We start from the raw sequence: 16,911 nt of genomic DNA, 5'->3' as shown, positions 1-16,911 counted from the left end.
TTGGTGACAATGAGTAAAAAGATTTTAATTATTGAGGATGAAAAAAATCTTGCACGCTTTGTGTCTTTAGAATTACAACATGAGGGGTATTCAGTAGTTGTTGAGACAAATGGACGTTTAGGACTTCAAACTGCATTGGATGATGATTTTGATTTGATCCTATTAGATTTGATGTTACCTGATATGGACGGATTCGAAATTACACGTCGTCTTCGCTTGGAAAAGGACACATCAATTATCATGATGACTGCTCGTGATTCTATTATGGATATTGTTGCTGGTCTTGACCGTGGAGCAGATGATTATATTGTAAAACCATTTGCTATTGAAGAATTACTCGCTCGTGTTCGTGCAGTATTCCGTCGTCAAGATGCTAATTCTAAACAAGACAAAGAAGGTCAAGCAAAAGAAGGTCTCTTAGGTCTTCGTTTGAACCCACAAAATCGTTCTGCAGTGCGTGGTGATGATGAAATTTCATTAACAAAACGTGAATACGATTTGTTGAGCGTGCTTCTTTCAAATGTTAATCGCGTAATGACACGTGAAGAACTTTTGGCAAGTGTTTGGCGTTATGATACAGACATCGAAACAAATGTCGTGGATGTTTACATCCGTTACCTACGTGGTAAAATTGATATTCCTGGTAAAGAATCATATATCCAAACAGTTCGTGGAATGGGTTATATTATTCGAGAAAAATAATGATAAAGTACTTTAAAAAGTCATTATCTAAAAAGATTTCCTTAACGTCTCTTCAGTGGGTTTTGGTTATTTTATCGGTCTTCAACTTGCTTATTTATTTTGGGGTAACTCAGATATTTCTTGAACGAGACCGTTACAATACCGAACAAGCCACTGAAGTTGTTAGGGAGTTTTTGTCTAAAGAAACTTTTTTAACAGAAGAAAAATTATTAGACTTGTTGGAACAGTACAATGCTACAGGTTCACTTGTCGAAGAAGGTAATAAAACTTATATCTTTGATAAGCAGGGGGGCATTGATGACTTGGTTTTTGATAATCAAGATGTTTCCATTTTTAATAAAAATAAACAATTAGTTTTGACAACCAATAAAGTCTTATCAACAATAAAAATTGGAAAAGTTGGTGAAACGATTAAACATCGTTCATCAGCTTTTAATGGTTTTTATCAAAGTGAAAAAGTTTATTCCAAAGATAGCCGTGAAGTTATCGGCTATGTAATGGTTTACCAAGACCTTACGACCTATTATATGGCGCGTCATGTTTTGGTTGTGATTTTGTTGGTTTCTGAACTGATTGAAGCTTGTTTGATTTTTAAAATGTTACTGGTAGTTTCTCATCGTTCACTAAAGCCTTTAAGAGAGTTTCAAGCGTTTATAGATGAACTTTCTGAAAATCCAAGTGATTTAGCTTTAAGGTCAGATATTAAATCTGGTGATGATATTGAGAGATTATCAACGACTTTTGATAATATGTTAGAGCAAATCGAAGGTTATGCAAGACGTCAGACGCGCTTTGTTAGTGATGTGAGTCATGAATTGCGAACACCGATTGCTGTTATTAAAGGGCACCTAGGTTTGCTTCAACGTTGGGGAAAAGACGACCCTGAAATATTGTGCGAAAGTCTTGATGCTGCTTACCATGAAGCTGATCGAATGTCGATTATGGTAAATGATATGCTTGATATGGTTCGTGTTCAAGGAAGTTTTGACCTTCATAAAGGTGAAATTACTGATTTGAAACAATCTATTGACCTTGTGTTAGGGAATTTCCGAATCTTGTATCCTGATTTTCGTTTCTCTTTGACATCGACGATTGATGATTGTATCTATGCTGAAATTTACAAACATCATTTTGAACAAGCTATTTTGATTTTAATTGATAATGGTGTTAAATATTCTTCAGGTAGTAGAAATATCCATGTGACTTTGGATGTTTTAGGCGATGATGCGGTTGTGAAAGTTCGAGATGAGGGTGAAGGAATCTCGCAGGAAGATTTGAATCACATCTTTGAGCGTTTCTATCGCACAGATAAGTCACGTAATCGTGTTTCGACACAAGGTGGGCTTGGAATTGGCTTAGCTATTCTTAAGCAAATCGTAGATGCTTATAACCTCAAAGTTAGCGTTAGCAGTGTGGTTGACGAGGGAACTGAGTTTACTTTAGTTATCCCTAGGGTTATGGCAAAATAACATTAAAAGACAGACTGAGCTCTCTTCTCGGTCTGTTCGTTTTTCTAATGAAGTATGTCAGGATATTTTGTTAGAAAAGGGAAAGCGACAACTGAGCCAGCGAGGGCTGGTATTACTTTCATAATGAGTGAATTTATGTTAAAATTAAGTATTAGAATAATTGGTAGAATGGGGTGTTTGTATGCGTTGTCCAAAATGTAATTATAATAAATCGAGTGTCATCGATAGCCGTCAAGCAGAAGATGGTAATACGATTCGACGACGCCGAGAATGTGAAAATTGTCATGCGCGTTTTACAACCTTTGAACGCGTTGAAGAACTACCCTTGTTAGTCATTAAAAAAGATGGAACGCGTGAACAATTTTCTCGTGAAAAAATCCTAAATGGAATTTTTCAAAGCGCACAAAAACGTCCAGTATCAAGTGATGATATTGAACAAGTGGTGTCTCGTATTGAACAAAAAATTCGTAGCGAATACGAAAGTGAAGTTCCGAGTACTGTGATTGGTAATCTGGTCATGGATGAGCTGGCAGAACTTGATGAAATTACTTACGTTCGTTTTGCCTCAGTTTATAAATCATTTAAAGATGTTGATGAGATTGAGGAACTTTTGCAGCAAATTACGAATCGTGTGCGTAGCAAGAAGAAAAGAAGTAAGCTAAATGAGACCGATTGATGAATTTTCTTATGTCAAAAACAATAAGGTTTTGCTTGATTCAGATAGCTTGAGTCAGCTTTATCATCCTGTTATCGGGAATCATGCGGTGCTTTTGTATGAGTATCTGCTTGCTTTCTTTGATGATGGTATCAAACGTCATAAGTTTAGTGAGATTTTGAATCACTTACAGTTGAGCATGCAAGAAGTCGAGGAAGCTCTGGCTATCTTAACCGCAGTAGACTTACTGGTTTTATACCAAACACGAGATGCTTATGTTTTGAAATTACAACCTGCCTTAAATCGCGAAACGTTCTTAGCCAATGCAATTTACCGTCGTTTATTAGAACAAAGGATTGGTGATGTTGCGGTGGCTGAGTTGGATGTGACTTTGCCTGATGGTGCGCGTGATATTTCTAAAAAATTCTCTGATATTTTTTCAGTTGATGAAAATCCAAAAGTGCCTAAGACAGTGTCAAAAAATCATTTTGATTTGGATAGTTTTGAGCGCTTGATGTTACGCGATGGCTTGCAATTCAAAGATGAAAAAGCTGATGTAGTGATGATTTATAGCCTAGCTGATAAGTACAGCATGAATTGGTTTGACACTTATCAACTGGCAAAAAGTACAGCCATTAATGGTAAGATTTCGCCACAACGAATGACGGTACAGCTTGAGCAGAAAAAAACAGCTAATAACCAAACCAAAGAGCAATTTGATGCTAAAGAACAAGTGATTATCCGAGAAGCTAAGCAAGCATCTGCCAAGGAATTTCTTGAAAAAATCAAAGCGCCACGTCGTGCTGTGGTTACTGAAAGTGAGCGCAAAGTTTTAGAAGAACTGGCTAATATGGATTTCCTAGATGAAGTCATTAATGTGATGGTTCTTTACACTTTGAATAAAACGCAGTCAGCCAATATCAACAAACCTTATATCATGAAGGTGGCAAATGATTTTGCTTACCAAAAAATTACGACAGCAGAAGCGGCTGTTCTTAAGATGCGTAGTTTTGCGCAACGAAATAAAGAACGCAAAGCTAAAGCAAAAGTGACTAAAACTAATGTTCCAGAATGGACAGCAAAAGAATACAAACATGTTGCGACAGCTGAAGAAAAGGCAAAACTTGAAGAGCTTAGACGTAGCATGTTAGAAGATTAAGGAGTGAGTGATGGAAAAAATCGGACAAACCTTGGCTAAACAGCTTCGCCAAAGTCGAACTGATCTTAATGAATTGACTCAAGCTATTTTAGCGGATAAGGAAATTGCTGATTTTATCACGTCAAATGGCTTGACTCAAGAGCAGATTAATCGTAGCCTCCCTAAGTTTAACCAATTTATGGTTGAACGCGAGAAGTTTCAAAATCAAGATGCTTCATATGTGGCAAAAGGTTATAAGCCAGCTCTTAGCATGAATGAAGGATATGCTGATGTCATTTATTTAGAGACTCGCGAGTTGGTAGAAGCTAAAAAACGTCAAGATATTAAAAACCGTGTGACCCTGATTGGTTTGCCAACAAGTCTTAAGCATATTTCAACCGATGACATTGACCTTGGGGATCCTAATCGTATTGAGATTTATAATTATTTGAATGATTATATTAAAAATCTTGAAGATAAACCGCAAAAGGGACTTTATGTTTTTGGAACCTTTGGTGTCGGGAAATCTTACTTGATGGCTTACTTAGCAAATCGCCTGTCAGCTAAGTATGGTAAGTCAACAACTCTCTTGCATTTTCCAACTTTCTGTGTTGACATTAAGAATGCCATTAATACTGGTACTGTGAAAGAGCAGATTGACCAAATTAAGCAATCTGAGATTTTGGTACTGGATGATATTGGTGCTGAACAACAAAGTTCTTGGATTCGTGATGATGTGCTCCAAGTGATTCTTCAGTATCGCATGCAAGAAAATCTTCTAACGTTCTTCACTTCTAACCTTGATTTTAAAGGACTTGAAGAACACTTCTCAATCTCACGTTCTGGTGATGAAACTTGGCAAGCCAAACGTGTTATGGAACGTATCCGTTATTTAGCTCGAGAAATTCATCTTCAAGGTGAAAATCGACGTTAATTGTACAAATCATTAATAGTGATAATAGATAAAAGAATGTGAAAGGAATTTCGGCGAAGACATCCAAGATGTTTTCGTGTGGCAAGTAGTCACTTAAAGTAGCGCTGAGCTGTTTTAACGAACAGGTATTAAGAATTATGGCTTTACCTACAGTTGCTATTGTCGGACGTCCAAACGTCGGCAAATCGACTTTGTTTAACCGTATCGCAGGTGAGCGTATTTCAATTGTTGAAGATGTCGAGGGTGTTACTCGTGACCGTATCTATACAACAGGTGAATGGCTTAACCGCAAGTTTTCATTGATTGATACTGGTGGTATCGATGATGTTGATGCACCATTTATGGAACAAATCAAACACCAAGCTGATATTGCGATGACAGAAGCAGATGTTATCGTCTTTGTGGTATCAGGAAAAGAAGGTGTTACAGATGCTGATGAGTACGTTTCAAAAATCTTGTACCGTACCAATAAACCAGTCATCTTAGTTGTCAATAAAGTAGATAATCCAGAAATGCGTAATGATATCTACGACTTCTACTCACTTGGTCTTGGTGATCCATACCCAGTTTCATCTGTTCACGGGATTGGTACAGGGGATGTTTTGGATGCAATCGTTGAAAACCTTCCAGTGGAAGAAGAAGACGAAAATCCAGACATTATCAAGTTCAGTTTGATTGGACGTCCAAACGTTGGTAAATCAAGCTTGATTAATGCAATTCTTGGTGAAGAACGTGTTATCGCAAGTCCAATTGCTGGTACAACACGTGATGCCATTGATACTAACTTTACTGACAGCGAAGGTCAAGAATACACAATGATTGACACCGCTGGTATGCGTAAATCTGGTAAAGTTTACGAAAACACTGAAAAATACTCAGTGATGCGTTCAATGCGTGCTATTGACCGTTCAGATATTGTTCTTATGGTTATTAACGCTGAAGAAGGTATTCGTGAGTATGATAAACGTATCGCTGGTTTTGCACATGAAGCTGGTAAAGGGATTATCATCGTTGTTAACAAATGGGATACCATCGAAAAAAATAACCACACTGTAGCAAAATGGGAAGAAGACATTCGTGATCAATTCCAATTCTTGTCATATGCTCCAATCATCTTCGTATCAGCAGCAACAAAACAACGTTTGAACAAATTGCCTGAAATGATTAAGAAAATCAGCGAAAGTCAAAACAAACGTATTCCATCAGCTGTTCTTAACGATGTTATCATGGATGCGATTGCTATTAACCCAACACCAACAGATAAAGGTAAACGTTTGAAAATCTTCTACGGCACACAAGTTTCCGTTAAACCACCAACGTTTGTTATCTTTGTTAACGAAGAAGAGCTTATGCACTTCTCATACATGCGTTTCTTGGAAAATCAAATCCGTGCAGCCTTTGGCTTTGAAGGAACACCAATCAACTTGATTGCCCGCAAACGTAAATAATAAAATTTAAAGCACCCAACGGGGTGCTTTTTGGGTGCCTTTGAAAAAATAAAATCAAAAAGCCGTTTTTCTAAGCTAAAGAGGCTTGAATTTGATATAATTAAAGGATAAGGAAAAAGGTGGTGGCTTAGATTGGGTAGAATGATTCCAGGTCGAATTCGCAATCAAGGTATAGAACTTTACGAACAAGGTTTGGTTGAAATTATCAGTAAGCGAGAAGATTTAATTCAGGCAAAGGTTGGCGAACATCATCTTCAATACTCATTAGAAGATGAACAAGTAAGATGTGATTGTGACTTTTTTGCCAAGAAAAAATATTGTGAGCATTTAGCAGCCGTAGAATATTATCTTAAAAATAATTCAGAAGGAAAAGAGTTATCAGATGAACTGAGCTCACATCAAGAAACACAACAAGAAACCAAGAAGAATACCTCGTTTGGTAGTGTTTTTTTGGATGGTTTGGTTATTAATGATGACGATACCACAAAATATCGTCTAGCAGCTCATGGTAGTCAAAGTCCTTATTCATCCGATTATTGGTGGACTCTAAAAATTAACCGATTACCAGATGAGCGTTCTTATGTCGTTCGTGACATAAAAGCTTTTTTGACCGTTGTTAAAAATGAAGGGTACTATCAAATTGGGAAAAATTATTTTGAGCCTTTGTCATTGATCCAATTTGACGAGCCTAGTCAAGAATTAATCCAATTTTTGTGGCGAATCTTGCCAGATGGTGATCATCTTGATATTGATTATATTTTGCCAAATCATGGCCGAAATCTATCATTAACAAGTGGTACTTTTGAAGAAGGTATCAATCTTCTAAATGAACTTTATGATTTTTCATTTGAACACAATCATCAAACTTATGGGCAGCTGATTTTTAGACCACTAAGTGGTTCAGAAGACTTAATTCAATTTAAAGTGGTGGTTCACCGTCAATCGATTGAATTAATCATTAGCGAAAAAGAATATCAACCGCTCTTTAATAATGCCTTTTTGTTCACAAATGGGTTTATTTATAGTTTGAATTTGAAGCAACAAAAGATTTTAACGGCTATTCGTAGTTTGCCAATTGAGGCTGATTTGGCAAAACATTTGTTCTTTGATTTAGACGACCAAGCAAAATTAGCTGCTAGTCTTTTAGATTTTAAAGAACTGGGTAAGGTTGAAGCGCCGAAGAGTTTTGATATTCGTGATTTCAAGGTAGCCTTTTATTTAGAACTCAATGAATACCGAGAAGTTGCTTTGCACGTCTCTTTTGATTATGGCAATGTGACCGTTCATAGTAAACGTGAGCTTGAAGAATTACCGTTTGCCAGTCATTTTAAACATGAGGAAAAAGTCTTTAGAACTTTGGAAGCTAATGGTTTTTCAGCCTCATTCTCGTCTTATCATGCGCCACTAGCTGATAAGGATTTGTACGATTTCTTCACACGAACTTTGGGACAATTAGCACGGCTAGGTCAAGTTACTTTGTCTGATGAACTTGAAGAGATGCGTCAATTTGAAGAACCACAGGTTTCTGTTCATACTAAAGGTGGTCTGCTAGATATTTCATTTGATTTTTCAACTGTTTTTGAAAATGATATTGATGATGCCTTAGAAGCACTCTTTAAAAATCAACCTTATTTTATCAATGGGGCTGGTAAGTTAGTTGTCTTTGATGAAGAAACTCAGCGTGTTAGTAGCACTCTTCAAAACTTACGTGCCAAACAACTGGATAATGGGCATTTGCAACTAGATGCTATTTCAGCTTTCCAAATTTCAGATTTGTTCCAAGGAAATGATCGTATTTCCTTCTCAAAAGAATTTGAACAATTAGCACATGATTTAACACATCCAGAAGAATTCGAGGTCACTTTGCCACCTCTACAAACACAATTGCGTGATTACCAAATGACTGGTGTTCGTTGGATGTCCATGCTTGACCACTACGGCTTTGGTGGTATTCTAGCCGATGACATGGGGCTGGGTAAAACCCTTCAAACCATTGCTTTTCTAGCTTCGCACTTAAAAGAAGAAACGCGTATTTTAATCTTATCACCGTCAAGTTTGATTTATAACTGGAAAGACGAATTCACTCGCTTTGCGCCTGAGATTGACGTGGCTGTTTCTTATGGTTTAAAAGCTGTGCGTGATGAAATTATCGCTGAAAATCATCAGGTGGTGATTACAAGCTATTCTTCTTTCCGCCAAGATTTTGCAGAATACAATCAGTTGAATTTTGATTATTTGATTTTGGATGAAGCACAGGTGATGAAAAACACCCAAACGAAGATTGCGCATTACTTGCGTCAATTTGAAGTTAAAAATTGCTTCGCCCTTTCAGGAACGCCAATTGAAAATAAACTCCTTGAAATTTGGTCAATTTTCCAAATCGTATTGCCAGGTTTATTACCAGATAAAAAACGCTTTTTAAAAATGGATGCCAAACAAGTCGCACGATTTATCAAGCCGTTTATTATGCGTCGTCGCAAAGAAGAAGTTCTGCCAGAGTTGCCAGATTTGATTGAAATCAATTATCCAAATGAGCTTGACCGTAAGCAAAAAGCCATTTATCTTGCGCAGCTCCGTCAAATGCAAGAAACCATTGCTGGAGCTTCAGATGCGGATATTAATCGTCGTAAAATCGAGATTTTATCAGGAATCACACGCCTGCGTCAAATCTGTGATACCCCAGCGCTCTTTATGGATTATCAAGGGGAAAGTGGAAAACTTGATAGTCTTCGTGATTTGTTAACGCAAATCAAAGAAAATGGTCACCGAGCACTTATCTTCTCACAATTCCGTGGCATGCTAGACATTGCTGAAAAAGAGATTGAAGAACTAGGCTTAACTTCTTATAAGATTACTGGTTCGACCCCAGCTAATGCTCGTCAAGAAATGACTCGTGCCTTTAACAATGGTTCAAAAGATACCTTCTTGATTTCTTTGAAAGCAGGAGGAGTTGGCTTGAATCTAACAGGGGCTGATACAGTTATTTTGATTGACCTTTGGTGGAACCCAGCGGTGGAAATGCAAGCCATCAGCCGTGCTCACCGTATTGGTCAAAAAGAAAATGTTGAAGTCTATCGTTTGATTACGCGCGGGACTATTGAAGAAAAAATCCTTGAGATGCAAGAAAGCAAGAAAAATCTTGTCACGACAGTTCTTGATGGTAATGAAACAAGAGCAAGCATGACCATCGAAGAAATCAAGGAAATCCTTGGATTAGAGCATTAAGTTTTAAGTCAGTCTAACCTTTAAGGGAGACTGACTTTCTTTTTATGAAAACTTTGAAAAATGGAATGAATTAGTTTATAATAAAAATGCTACAAAGTTGGAGCTACGTTTAAAAAGTTAGGGGCTTAGGCCTAGTTTTTAAGCGCTAGCATTTAGTTACTAGGACGAGGGGTTGTCAAGGATAAGTTCCCCATATTTCTTAGTGAGTGATGATAATTAATAAACATAATACGTTAAGAGAGGATGTGACGCTGTGATTAGAAATCAAAGACGCTTTCCGCTTGTTGCAGACGGGGAGCCAGTAAGCAATCCACCCAAAGTAATGGCTTTATATGAAAATGAAGATTTGATTACCAATATTCACGGAGCTTATCAAGATAAAAACTATGATGATGTTACTAGAGACTATAATTTTGTTGGCAAAGATGAACAAGATGCCAGCCGCATAGAATCGGTGACTCAAGGTAAATCTTATGCTGAGTTAGCGCGTGAAGAAGCAAGACGTGATATTCGAAGAAAACGTCAAGCTTATCTTTCAAAAGAAGTTAAAGCGCCTTCTAAGGCAGCTTTACAGCAACAGCTTAAGGCAACATTGCCTAAGAAAACAGCAAAGCCTACAAGCAGTCTGAGTCATTTAACCGAAAGGTTGCATCAAGATGATTATATCTTGGCAGAAATTCCCGTAACTTATAAAAAGCCAGATAATTCATCAACAACTAAACCTAAGAAAAATAATTATGACTTCTTAAAAGAAAGTCAAATTTATAATAAGGAAGTCTTGCAAAGTCAAAGAGAACACAAAGTGGCTCAAGAATTGAATTTAACACGCTTTGACGATGCAAAATAAACTGCACTGCAGTTGTATATAGAGGAGAAAACATGTCTAAAACCTATCATTTTATCGGAATTAAAGGATCTGGTATGAGTGCTCTTGCTTTGATGTTGCACCAAATGGGACACAAAGTTCAAGGAAGTGACGTTAGTAAATACTATTTCACACAACGTGGTTTAGAACAAGCAGGAATTGAAATTCTTCCATTTTCTGAAGACAACATCACATCAGATGTTGAATTAATTGCCGGTAATGCTTTCCGTGAAGATAACAATGTCGAAATTGCTTATGCTGTCAAAAATGGTTTCAAATTCAAACGTTACCATGAATTCCTCGGTGATTTCATGCGCCAATTCACAAGCTTTGGTGTAGCAGGTGCACACGGAAAAACATCAACAACAGGTTTGATGGCACATGTTCTTAAAAATATTACAGATACATCATACTTAATCGGTGATGGTACTGGACGTGGTTCAGCAAACAGCAATTACTTTGTTTTTGAATCTGACGAATACCAACGTCACTTCATGCCTTACCACCCAGAATACTCAATCATCACAAACATCGACTTTGACCACCCTGATTATTTCAAGAGCATTGATGATGTTTTTGATGCTTTCAATGATTACGCAAAACAAGTTCAAAAAGCTTTGTTCTTGTTCGGTGATGATCCATATCTTCGTAAAATCACATCTGATGCAGATATTTACTACTATGGATTTAAAGATAGCGATGATTTCATGGCTTATGATGTTGTTCGTACAACAAATGGTTCAGCTTTCAAAGTAAAACATGGTGATGAAGAACTTGGTTCATTCCATCTCCCAGCTTTTGGTCGCCACAATATCTTGAATGCGACAGCTGTTATTGCTAACCTTTACGTAGCAGGTATTGATATGGAATTGGTAGCAGAACACATGAAGACATTTGCTGGTGTTAAACGTCGTTTCACTGAAAAAGTAATTAACAACACAACAATCATTGATGACTTTGCTCACCATCCAACTGAAATCATTGCAACACTTGATGCGGCACGTCAAAAATACCCAAGTAAAGAAATCGTGGCTGTTTTCCAACCACACACATTCACACGTACAATTGCACTTTTAGATGAATTTGCAAATGCTTTGAATCAAGCTGATTCAGTTTACTTGGCACCAATCTATGGTTCAGCACGTGAAGTTGACCACGGTGATGTTAAAGTTGAAGACTTGGCTGTTAAAATTAATAAATCAGCTAAAGTTATCAGCCTTGAAAATGTATCACCATTGCTTGACCATGATAATGCTGTTTATGTCTTCATGGGTGCTGGTGATATCCAAATGTATGAACGTTCATTTGAAGAATTGTTGGCAAGCTTGGCTAACAACACACAATAATAACCAATTATCTTGAAAAGGAGCGAAAGCTCTTTTTCTTTTGTGGGGGATTTTATGATTATCAGAAATGTACGCCTTGAGGATTTAGAGGCTATCGTAGCTATTGAGCGTGAGAATTTTTCTGCGCAAGAAGCAGCAAGTCAAGAAGATATGAAAGAGCGCATTTTGACCATTCCAGATACTTTCTTGGTAGCTGAGCTTGATGGAGAGATTTGTGGTTACATTGAAGGACCGGTGATTGGACAACGTTACTTAACAGATGATTTATTCCATCACGTTGTTAAAAATCCTGACCACGGAGGTTTTATTGCTATTACGAGTCTTTCGATTGCTCCTGATTTTCAGAATCAAGGTATCGGGATGGCTTTGCTTGCTACGATGAAAGATTTAGCTGTTGCTAGAAAGTGCATAGGTCTCACCTTGACCTGTCATGAGCAGCTTATCCCTTACTATGAGAGAAATGGTTTTATCGATGAAGGGGAGGCAGACTCAGCACACGGTGGAACCACTTGGTTTAATATGATTTGGGAGTCTCCAGCGGTAGCGTAAGAAGTGACAAAGTGATTGTTAAGAATAGATAACAAAGACTGCTGCGAGTTGATTTTCACTATATTTTAGGATATAATGTCGATTGATTAAGAGTAGGAGGATAAGCTTTGACCGAATTTAACGACGATAAGCCAAAAACTCAAAAAGAAAAAAGTTTTAAGGAGCAAATTTTAGCTGAACTTGAAGAAGCTAATCGCTTACGCAAGCAACATGATTTAGAACTTCGCCAAAAGGAAAAAGAAGCAGAAGAATTTGCGCGTCGAACGGCTGAACTAATGGCTGAATACGAAGCAGAAGATCGAAGAGAGCGTCAAGAGGCTAAGATTCGAGAAGAAAAACGTCGCCTTGAAGAGAAAGCGAAAACTGCTTTAGCTGAGAATCAGATTGAAACTAAAATAGATAATCAAAAAATTAAAGACGTACTGAGAAATATCGATCAGACCTTTAACCCTGATGGAGCAGAGTCAGCTAAGGCTGATGATGAACAAGAAAGTTATCTTGTGAGAGCAACAGATGGTGTAGGTTATGATGGTAATCCAGATATTTCTGATATCCCTTCAGGTGAGTCTGAATCAGAAGATAATCTTCAATTTGAGCAAGATTCTGACCAATCAGATGAAACAGAGACAGACTTGGAGAATAAAGTGGGAACAAAACGCAGAAGAAAACGTCAAAAGACAAATAGTTTAGCAGGAAAAATTGCTTTATTTTTAATTTCAGCAATTATCATTGCCTTAATCGCAACAGGTTTCTTTGTATACCGCTATGTTGATAGTTCTATTAAGCCACTTGATAGTTCATCAAAGAAATACATTACGGTTGATATTCCAGAAGGATCTGGGAACAAATACATCGGGCAAATCCTTGAAAAATCTGGTGTGATTAAGAGTGCAACTGTCTTTAATTACTACACAAAATTTAAAAATTACAGCAATTTCCAAAGTGGATACTATAATTTGCAACCAAGCATGGATTTGGATGAGATTTGTAAACAACTTAAAGAAGGTGGAACACCTCAACCAGAAAAACCATCACTTGGTAAAATCTTGGTAACTGAAGGTTATACGATCAAGCAAATTTCTGAAGCTGTGACTAAAAATTCAGCTAAGAAACACGCTTCAACGCCATATACGGCTGATGATTTCTTGAAAGTCGTTCAAGATGATGCCTTTATTTCAAAAATGGCAGCTAAGTATCCAAAACTTTTAGGTAGTCTTCCTGAGGCTGATAAAGTAACTTATCGACTAGAAGGGTACCTTTTCCCAGCAACGTACAGCTACTATGAAAAGACAAGTATGGAAGATATTGTTGAGGACATGATTTCAACAATGGATTCTTACATGTCTCAGTACTACGATACTATTGCTGCAAGTGGAAAATCAGTTAATGATGTTTTAACACTTGCATCATTAGTTGAAAAAGAAGGTTCAACTGATGATGATCGCAGAAATATTGCTAGTGTCTTCTATAATCGCATGAATAATAACATGCCACTCCAAAGTAATATTGCTATTTTGTATGCAATGGGTAAACTTGGTGAAGAGACGAGTCTAGCGGCTGATGCAAGTATTGACACATCGATTGATTCACCGTATAATGTTTATACCAACACTGGTTTGATGCCTGGTCCGGTAGACGCTCCTAGCCTATCAGCTATCGAAGCAACCGTTAACCCTGCTTCAACGAATTACTATTACTTCGTTGCAGATGTTAAGACAGGTAAGGTCTACTACTCAGAAAACTTTGATGACCACAAAGCTAATGTTGAAAAATATGTTAATAGTCAAATAAATGAATAATTGATGACAAACATGGTGTGACTAACATCATGTTTGTATTTGTAGATTATCCAAAAAATAAATTTTTAGAAAAGAGATAGAAAATGGCAGAAAAAACTTATCCAATGACCCTTGCTGAAAAAGAACAACTTGAACAAGAATTAGAAGAACTAAAATTAGTTCGTCGCCCAGAAGTTGTTGAACGTATTAAAATCGCTCGTTCATACGGTGACCTTTCAGAAAACTCTGAGTATGATGCAGCAAAAGACGAACAAGCATTCGTTGAAGGTCAAATCCAAATCATTGAAACTAAAATCCGTTATGCTGAAATCATTGATAGTGATGCTGTAGCGAAAGATGAAGTTGCTATCGGTAAAACAGTTACTGTTCAAGAAGTTGGAACAACTGATAAAGATGTTTACCATATCGTTGGTGCTGCTGGTGCTGATATCTTCTCAGGTCGTATCTCTAACGAAAGCCCAATCGCTCAAGCTTTGATTGGTAAAAAAACAGGTGACATCGTGACAATTGAATCACCTGCTGGAAACTACGATGTTGAAATCATTAGCGTTGAAAAAACTGCTTAATCATAAAAAAGGCTGTTAAGCCTTTTTTGTTTGTTCTGTTATTAAAAGGAAACTAAAACACCAGAAATAATTTTCTGGTGTTTTAGTTTATGAATTATTTGCGGTGACGTTGTTTACCAGCATTGCGGTTACTTTTCTTAGGTTTGTTAAGTTGAGTTGTTGCAGCAGGTGTAACGTCTTTGCGTTTAGTTGATTTGTAAGTTTTTGGAGGGTTCTTTTCAAATTCTTCAGCGATTTGTTTACGAAGTTTTGGTTTAATGATAAACATTGTAATCAATTGTTGAATGATTGAGAAGAAACCACCGACCAACCAGTAAAGGAGAACACTTGCTGGCATGCTCATACCAAAGAAGACCATCATGAGCGGCATAACATACATTGTTCCTTTCATGGCTGCACGTTGTTCTTCAGCGACAGCTTGCATTGATAACCATGATTGGAAGAAGTAGAGGATAGCGATAACAGCTGTTAGTGGCATACTACGGCTTCCAAGGTCAATGCCTAGGAAAGTACTTTCAGAAACACCTTGTGTGTATTGAGCTGCGAAGTACATAGCTGAGAAGAATGGCATTTGAACAAGAAGTGGAAGACATCCCATACCGCCAAGCATGTTAATGCCGTTTTCTTTTTGTGCAGCCATTAATTCTGTTTGTGCAGCCAATTTTTCTTCTTGAGTAGTTGCATTACGCATGCGTTCGTTGATTGGTGCAAAGATTGGTTTTAAGTAAGCCATCTTTTCTGATTGGTAGCTTGCTTTCCATGATTGGTAAAGTCCAAGCGGAAGAATGATACAACGAACAATGATTGTTACTAAGATAATGGCTAAGCCAAATCCAAGGTCCATGTTGTTGGCAAAGTATTGGATAAGTTTTGCCATTGGTTCACCGAGCAAGTGCCAAATAGTCCCTGTTGGGTTACCATGTGAATCTCGGCTGACACAACCACTTAGTAAGAACAATAACGATAAGCTTAGTCCTGAAAAGAGGACGCGATTTAGTTTCTTTTTCAATTGATTGTTTCCTTTTATTATAGTACCCTATTATTTTACTGTTTTTTCTGTATTTTCTCAATACATCTGTAGTCTTATTTATAGAATTAGTTGGCAATTTGAAAATCAGTATAATCTTTAAAATTTGCCATTTTGACATCAACGTAGGTCACTTTTGCCCATTTAGATGGTCCTTTGCGGATTTCTTGGATAAATTTTGCCATTTTAGCGGAATCGTCGGACTGGGCGAGGATTTCAACGGTACCATCATCATTATTCCAGACGCGACCGTAAATATCACCTAGACTTTGAGCAAGGGCGAAAGTCGAATAACGAAAACCCACTCCTTGAACTCGGCCTGAGACAATTAGACGAACTTTTTTCATCTCAAATTCCTCCTATTATATGCTATAATCTTCTTATGACTATTATAACTTCTAAATCAAATAATCTCATTAAAAAGACTAAAAAATTATTGAAAAAAAAATACCGTGAGCATTCTTACTTAATTGAAGGATGGCACTTGTTTGAAGAAGCTCAAAAAGCTGATGCAGAATTCTTGAACATTTTTGTTCTTGAAGAGTTTTCAGACCGCGTTGAGGGCTTATCTCATGTAACTTATGTGACGCCTGAGGTTTTAAAAGAATTAACAGACTCTAAGACACCACAGGGCATTATTGCAGAAGTGGTGATGCCAAGCTTACCGCTAGCTGACTTGAAAGCTGGTCGTTACTTGGTATTAGAAGATGTTCAAGACCCTGGGAATGTCGGAACCATGATTCGTACGGCTGATGCTGCTGGTTTGGATGGGGTATTGATTTCTGAGAAAACGGCAGATATTTACAATCAAAAAACTCTTCGTTCAATGCAAGGTAGTCATTTTCATTTGCCAGTTTGGCGTACCAATGTTTATGAAGCTTGCCAAAAATTGCAAAGTCTTGGTGTGCCGTTAGTTGCTACGACGCTTTCAAAAGATTCTGTTGACTACAAGACTGTTGAGCACAAGGGTGAGTTTGCTCTTGTTATGGGAAATGAAGGAAATGGCATTTCAGAGCAAATGACAAAACAAGCTGACATCTTGGCCCACATCATTATGCCTGGACAAGCAGAAAGTTTGAATGTTGCTGTGGCAACAGGGATTGTTCTCTTTAGTTTAATTTAATCTTAAACGGTTTCATACTTTGAATTTTTTAGTCATCGTTTCAGTCTATTTTAAGCTGATATGCT

The 16,911-nt window shown here is 37.4% G+C and carries 15 protein-coding genes; 13 read left to right on the top strand and 2 right to left on the bottom strand.

Features of this window, described 5'->3' with window-relative positions:
* The first annotated feature begins 9 nt into the window (after nt 1-9).
* The 12 genes from BMX18_RS03005 (at nt 10) to greA (ending at nt 14,696) form a co-directional block, all read left to right on the top strand.
* Nucleotides 10-702 (top strand): response regulator transcription factor, encoded by a 693-nt coding sequence (locus BMX18_RS03005; RefSeq protein ID WP_006532917.1) that lies wholly within the window; start codon nt 10-12, stop codon nt 700-702.
* Entirely contained in the window at nt 702-2,171 is a 1,470-nt protein-coding gene (locus BMX18_RS03000) for a HAMP domain-containing sensor histidine kinase (RefSeq protein WP_093815019.1), read from the top strand. The genes BMX18_RS03005 and BMX18_RS03000 overlap by 1 nt, the downstream gene beginning before the upstream one ends.
* 181 nt (nt 2,172-2,352) lie before the next feature.
* Nucleotides 2,353-2,847: a transcriptional regulator NrdR gene (nrdR, locus tag BMX18_RS02995; protein ID WP_074560815.1), complete on the top strand. Its 495-nt coding sequence runs from the start codon at nt 2,353-2,355 to the stop codon at nt 2,845-2,847.
* Nucleotides 2,834-3,985, top strand: a complete 1,152-nt coding sequence (locus tag BMX18_RS02990) for a DnaD domain protein (RefSeq protein ID WP_074868358.1) — start codon at nt 2,834-2,836, stop codon at nt 3,983-3,985. Before nrdR ends, BMX18_RS02990 begins: the two co-directional genes overlap by 14 nt.
* A 10-nt stretch (nt 3,986-3,995) precedes the next feature.
* Nucleotides 3,996-4,898 carry a primosomal protein DnaI gene (gene dnaI, locus BMX18_RS02985; protein ID WP_074560813.1) on the top strand — a complete coding sequence of 301 codons (903 nt, stop codon included), beginning with the start codon at nt 3,996-3,998 and terminating at the stop codon, nt 4,896-4,898.
* A 137-nt stretch (nt 4,899-5,035) separates the two neighbouring features.
* Nucleotides 5,036-6,346 (top strand): ribosome biogenesis GTPase Der, encoded by a 1,311-nt coding sequence (gene der, locus BMX18_RS02980; protein WP_039696382.1) that lies wholly within the window; start codon nt 5,036-5,038, stop codon nt 6,344-6,346.
* 132 nt (nt 6,347-6,478) lie between these two features.
* Nucleotides 6,479-9,571 (top strand): pilus expression-regulating Snf2 family helicase, encoded by a 3,093-nt coding sequence (locus tag BMX18_RS02975; RefSeq protein ID WP_093815017.1) that lies wholly within the window; start codon nt 6,479-6,481, stop codon nt 9,569-9,571.
* Between the two features lie 322 nt (nt 9,572-9,893).
* The gene (locus tag BMX18_RS02970; RefSeq protein WP_014335205.1) at nt 9,894-10,418 is read left to right on the top strand and encodes a divisome accessory protein ZapJ; all 525 of its coding nucleotides are present in this window, start codon (nt 9,894-9,896) and stop codon (nt 10,416-10,418) included.
* 32 nt (nt 10,419-10,450) lie between these two features.
* Nucleotides 10,451-11,782 (top strand): UDP-N-acetylmuramate--L-alanine ligase, encoded by a 1,332-nt coding sequence (gene murC, locus BMX18_RS02965; RefSeq protein ID WP_093815015.1) that lies wholly within the window; start codon nt 10,451-10,453, stop codon nt 11,780-11,782.
* A 54-nt stretch (nt 11,783-11,836) separates the two neighbouring features.
* Nucleotides 11,837-12,331, top strand: a complete 495-nt coding sequence (locus BMX18_RS02960; protein WP_093815013.1) for a GNAT family N-acetyltransferase — start codon at nt 11,837-11,839, stop codon at nt 12,329-12,331.
* Between the two features lie 107 nt (nt 12,332-12,438).
* Entirely contained in the window at nt 12,439-14,130 is a 1,692-nt protein-coding gene (gene mltG, locus BMX18_RS02955) for an endolytic transglycosylase MltG (RefSeq protein WP_093815011.1), read from the top strand.
* Between the two features lie 83 nt (nt 14,131-14,213).
* On the top strand, nt 14,214-14,696 hold the full coding sequence (gene greA / locus BMX18_RS02950) for a transcription elongation factor GreA (RefSeq protein ID WP_020917348.1): 483 nt from the start codon (nt 14,214-14,216) through the stop codon (nt 14,694-14,696).
* 94 nt (nt 14,697-14,790) lie between these two features.
* Here the strand turns inward: greA and yidC are convergent, their stop codons facing one another.
* Nucleotides 14,791-15,705: a membrane protein insertase YidC gene (gene yidC, locus BMX18_RS02945; RefSeq protein WP_093815009.1), complete on the bottom strand. Its 915-nt coding sequence runs from the start codon at nt 15,703-15,705 to the stop codon at nt 14,791-14,793.
* Between the two features lie 86 nt (nt 15,706-15,791).
* Complete coding sequence (locus BMX18_RS02940; RefSeq protein ID WP_020917345.1) at nt 15,792-16,070, bottom strand: acylphosphatase; 279 nt, start codon at nt 16,068-16,070, stop codon at nt 15,792-15,794.
* Between the two features lie 35 nt (nt 16,071-16,105).
* Between BMX18_RS02940 and BMX18_RS02935 the strand changes: the two genes are divergently transcribed.
* A complete protein-coding gene (locus BMX18_RS02935; protein WP_074564297.1) occupies nt 16,106-16,846 on the top strand; it encodes a TrmH family RNA methyltransferase in 741 nt (246 codons plus the stop codon).
* Nucleotides 16,847-16,911 lie beyond the last annotated feature (65 nt).

This window comes from Streptococcus sp. 45 (assembly GCF_900108865.1).
GTDB classification, from domain to species: Bacteria; Bacillota; Bacilli; order Lactobacillales; family Streptococcaceae; genus Streptococcus; species Streptococcus ruminicola.
Note: the sequence above shows the minus strand (reverse complement) of the source record. Positions and strands in the feature narration are given on the sequence as shown.

Coding starts and splice junctions, on each gene's coding strand:
- BMX18_RS03005 (WP_006532917.1), top strand. CDS start 10: ATGAGTAAAAAGATTTTAATTATTGAGGATGAAAAAAATCTTGCACGC.
- BMX18_RS03000 (WP_093815019.1), top strand. CDS start 702: ATGATAAAGTACTTTAAAAAGTCATTATCTAAAAAGATTTCCTTAACG.
- nrdR (WP_074560815.1), top strand. CDS start 2,353: ATGCGTTGTCCAAAATGTAATTATAATAAATCGAGTGTCATCGATAGC.
- BMX18_RS02990 (WP_074868358.1), top strand. CDS start 2,834: ATGAGACCGATTGATGAATTTTCTTATGTCAAAAACAATAAGGTTTTG.
- dnaI (WP_074560813.1), top strand. CDS start 3,996: ATGGAAAAAATCGGACAAACCTTGGCTAAACAGCTTCGCCAAAGTCGA.
- der (WP_039696382.1), top strand. CDS start 5,036: ATGGCTTTACCTACAGTTGCTATTGTCGGACGTCCAAACGTCGGCAAA.
- BMX18_RS02970 (WP_014335205.1), top strand. CDS start 9,894: ATGGCTTTATATGAAAATGAAGATTTGATTACCAATATTCACGGAGCT.
- murC (WP_093815015.1), top strand. CDS start 10,451: ATGTCTAAAACCTATCATTTTATCGGAATTAAAGGATCTGGTATGAGT.
- BMX18_RS02960 (WP_093815013.1), top strand. CDS start 11,837: ATGATTATCAGAAATGTACGCCTTGAGGATTTAGAGGCTATCGTAGCT.
- greA (WP_020917348.1), top strand. CDS start 14,214: ATGGCAGAAAAAACTTATCCAATGACCCTTGCTGAAAAAGAACAACTT.
- BMX18_RS02940 (WP_020917345.1), bottom strand. CDS start 16,070: ATGAAAAAAGTTCGTCTAATTGTCTCAGGCCGAGTTCAAGGAGTGGGT.
- BMX18_RS02935 (WP_074564297.1), top strand. CDS start 16,106: ATGACTATTATAACTTCTAAATCAAATAATCTCATTAAAAAGACTAAA.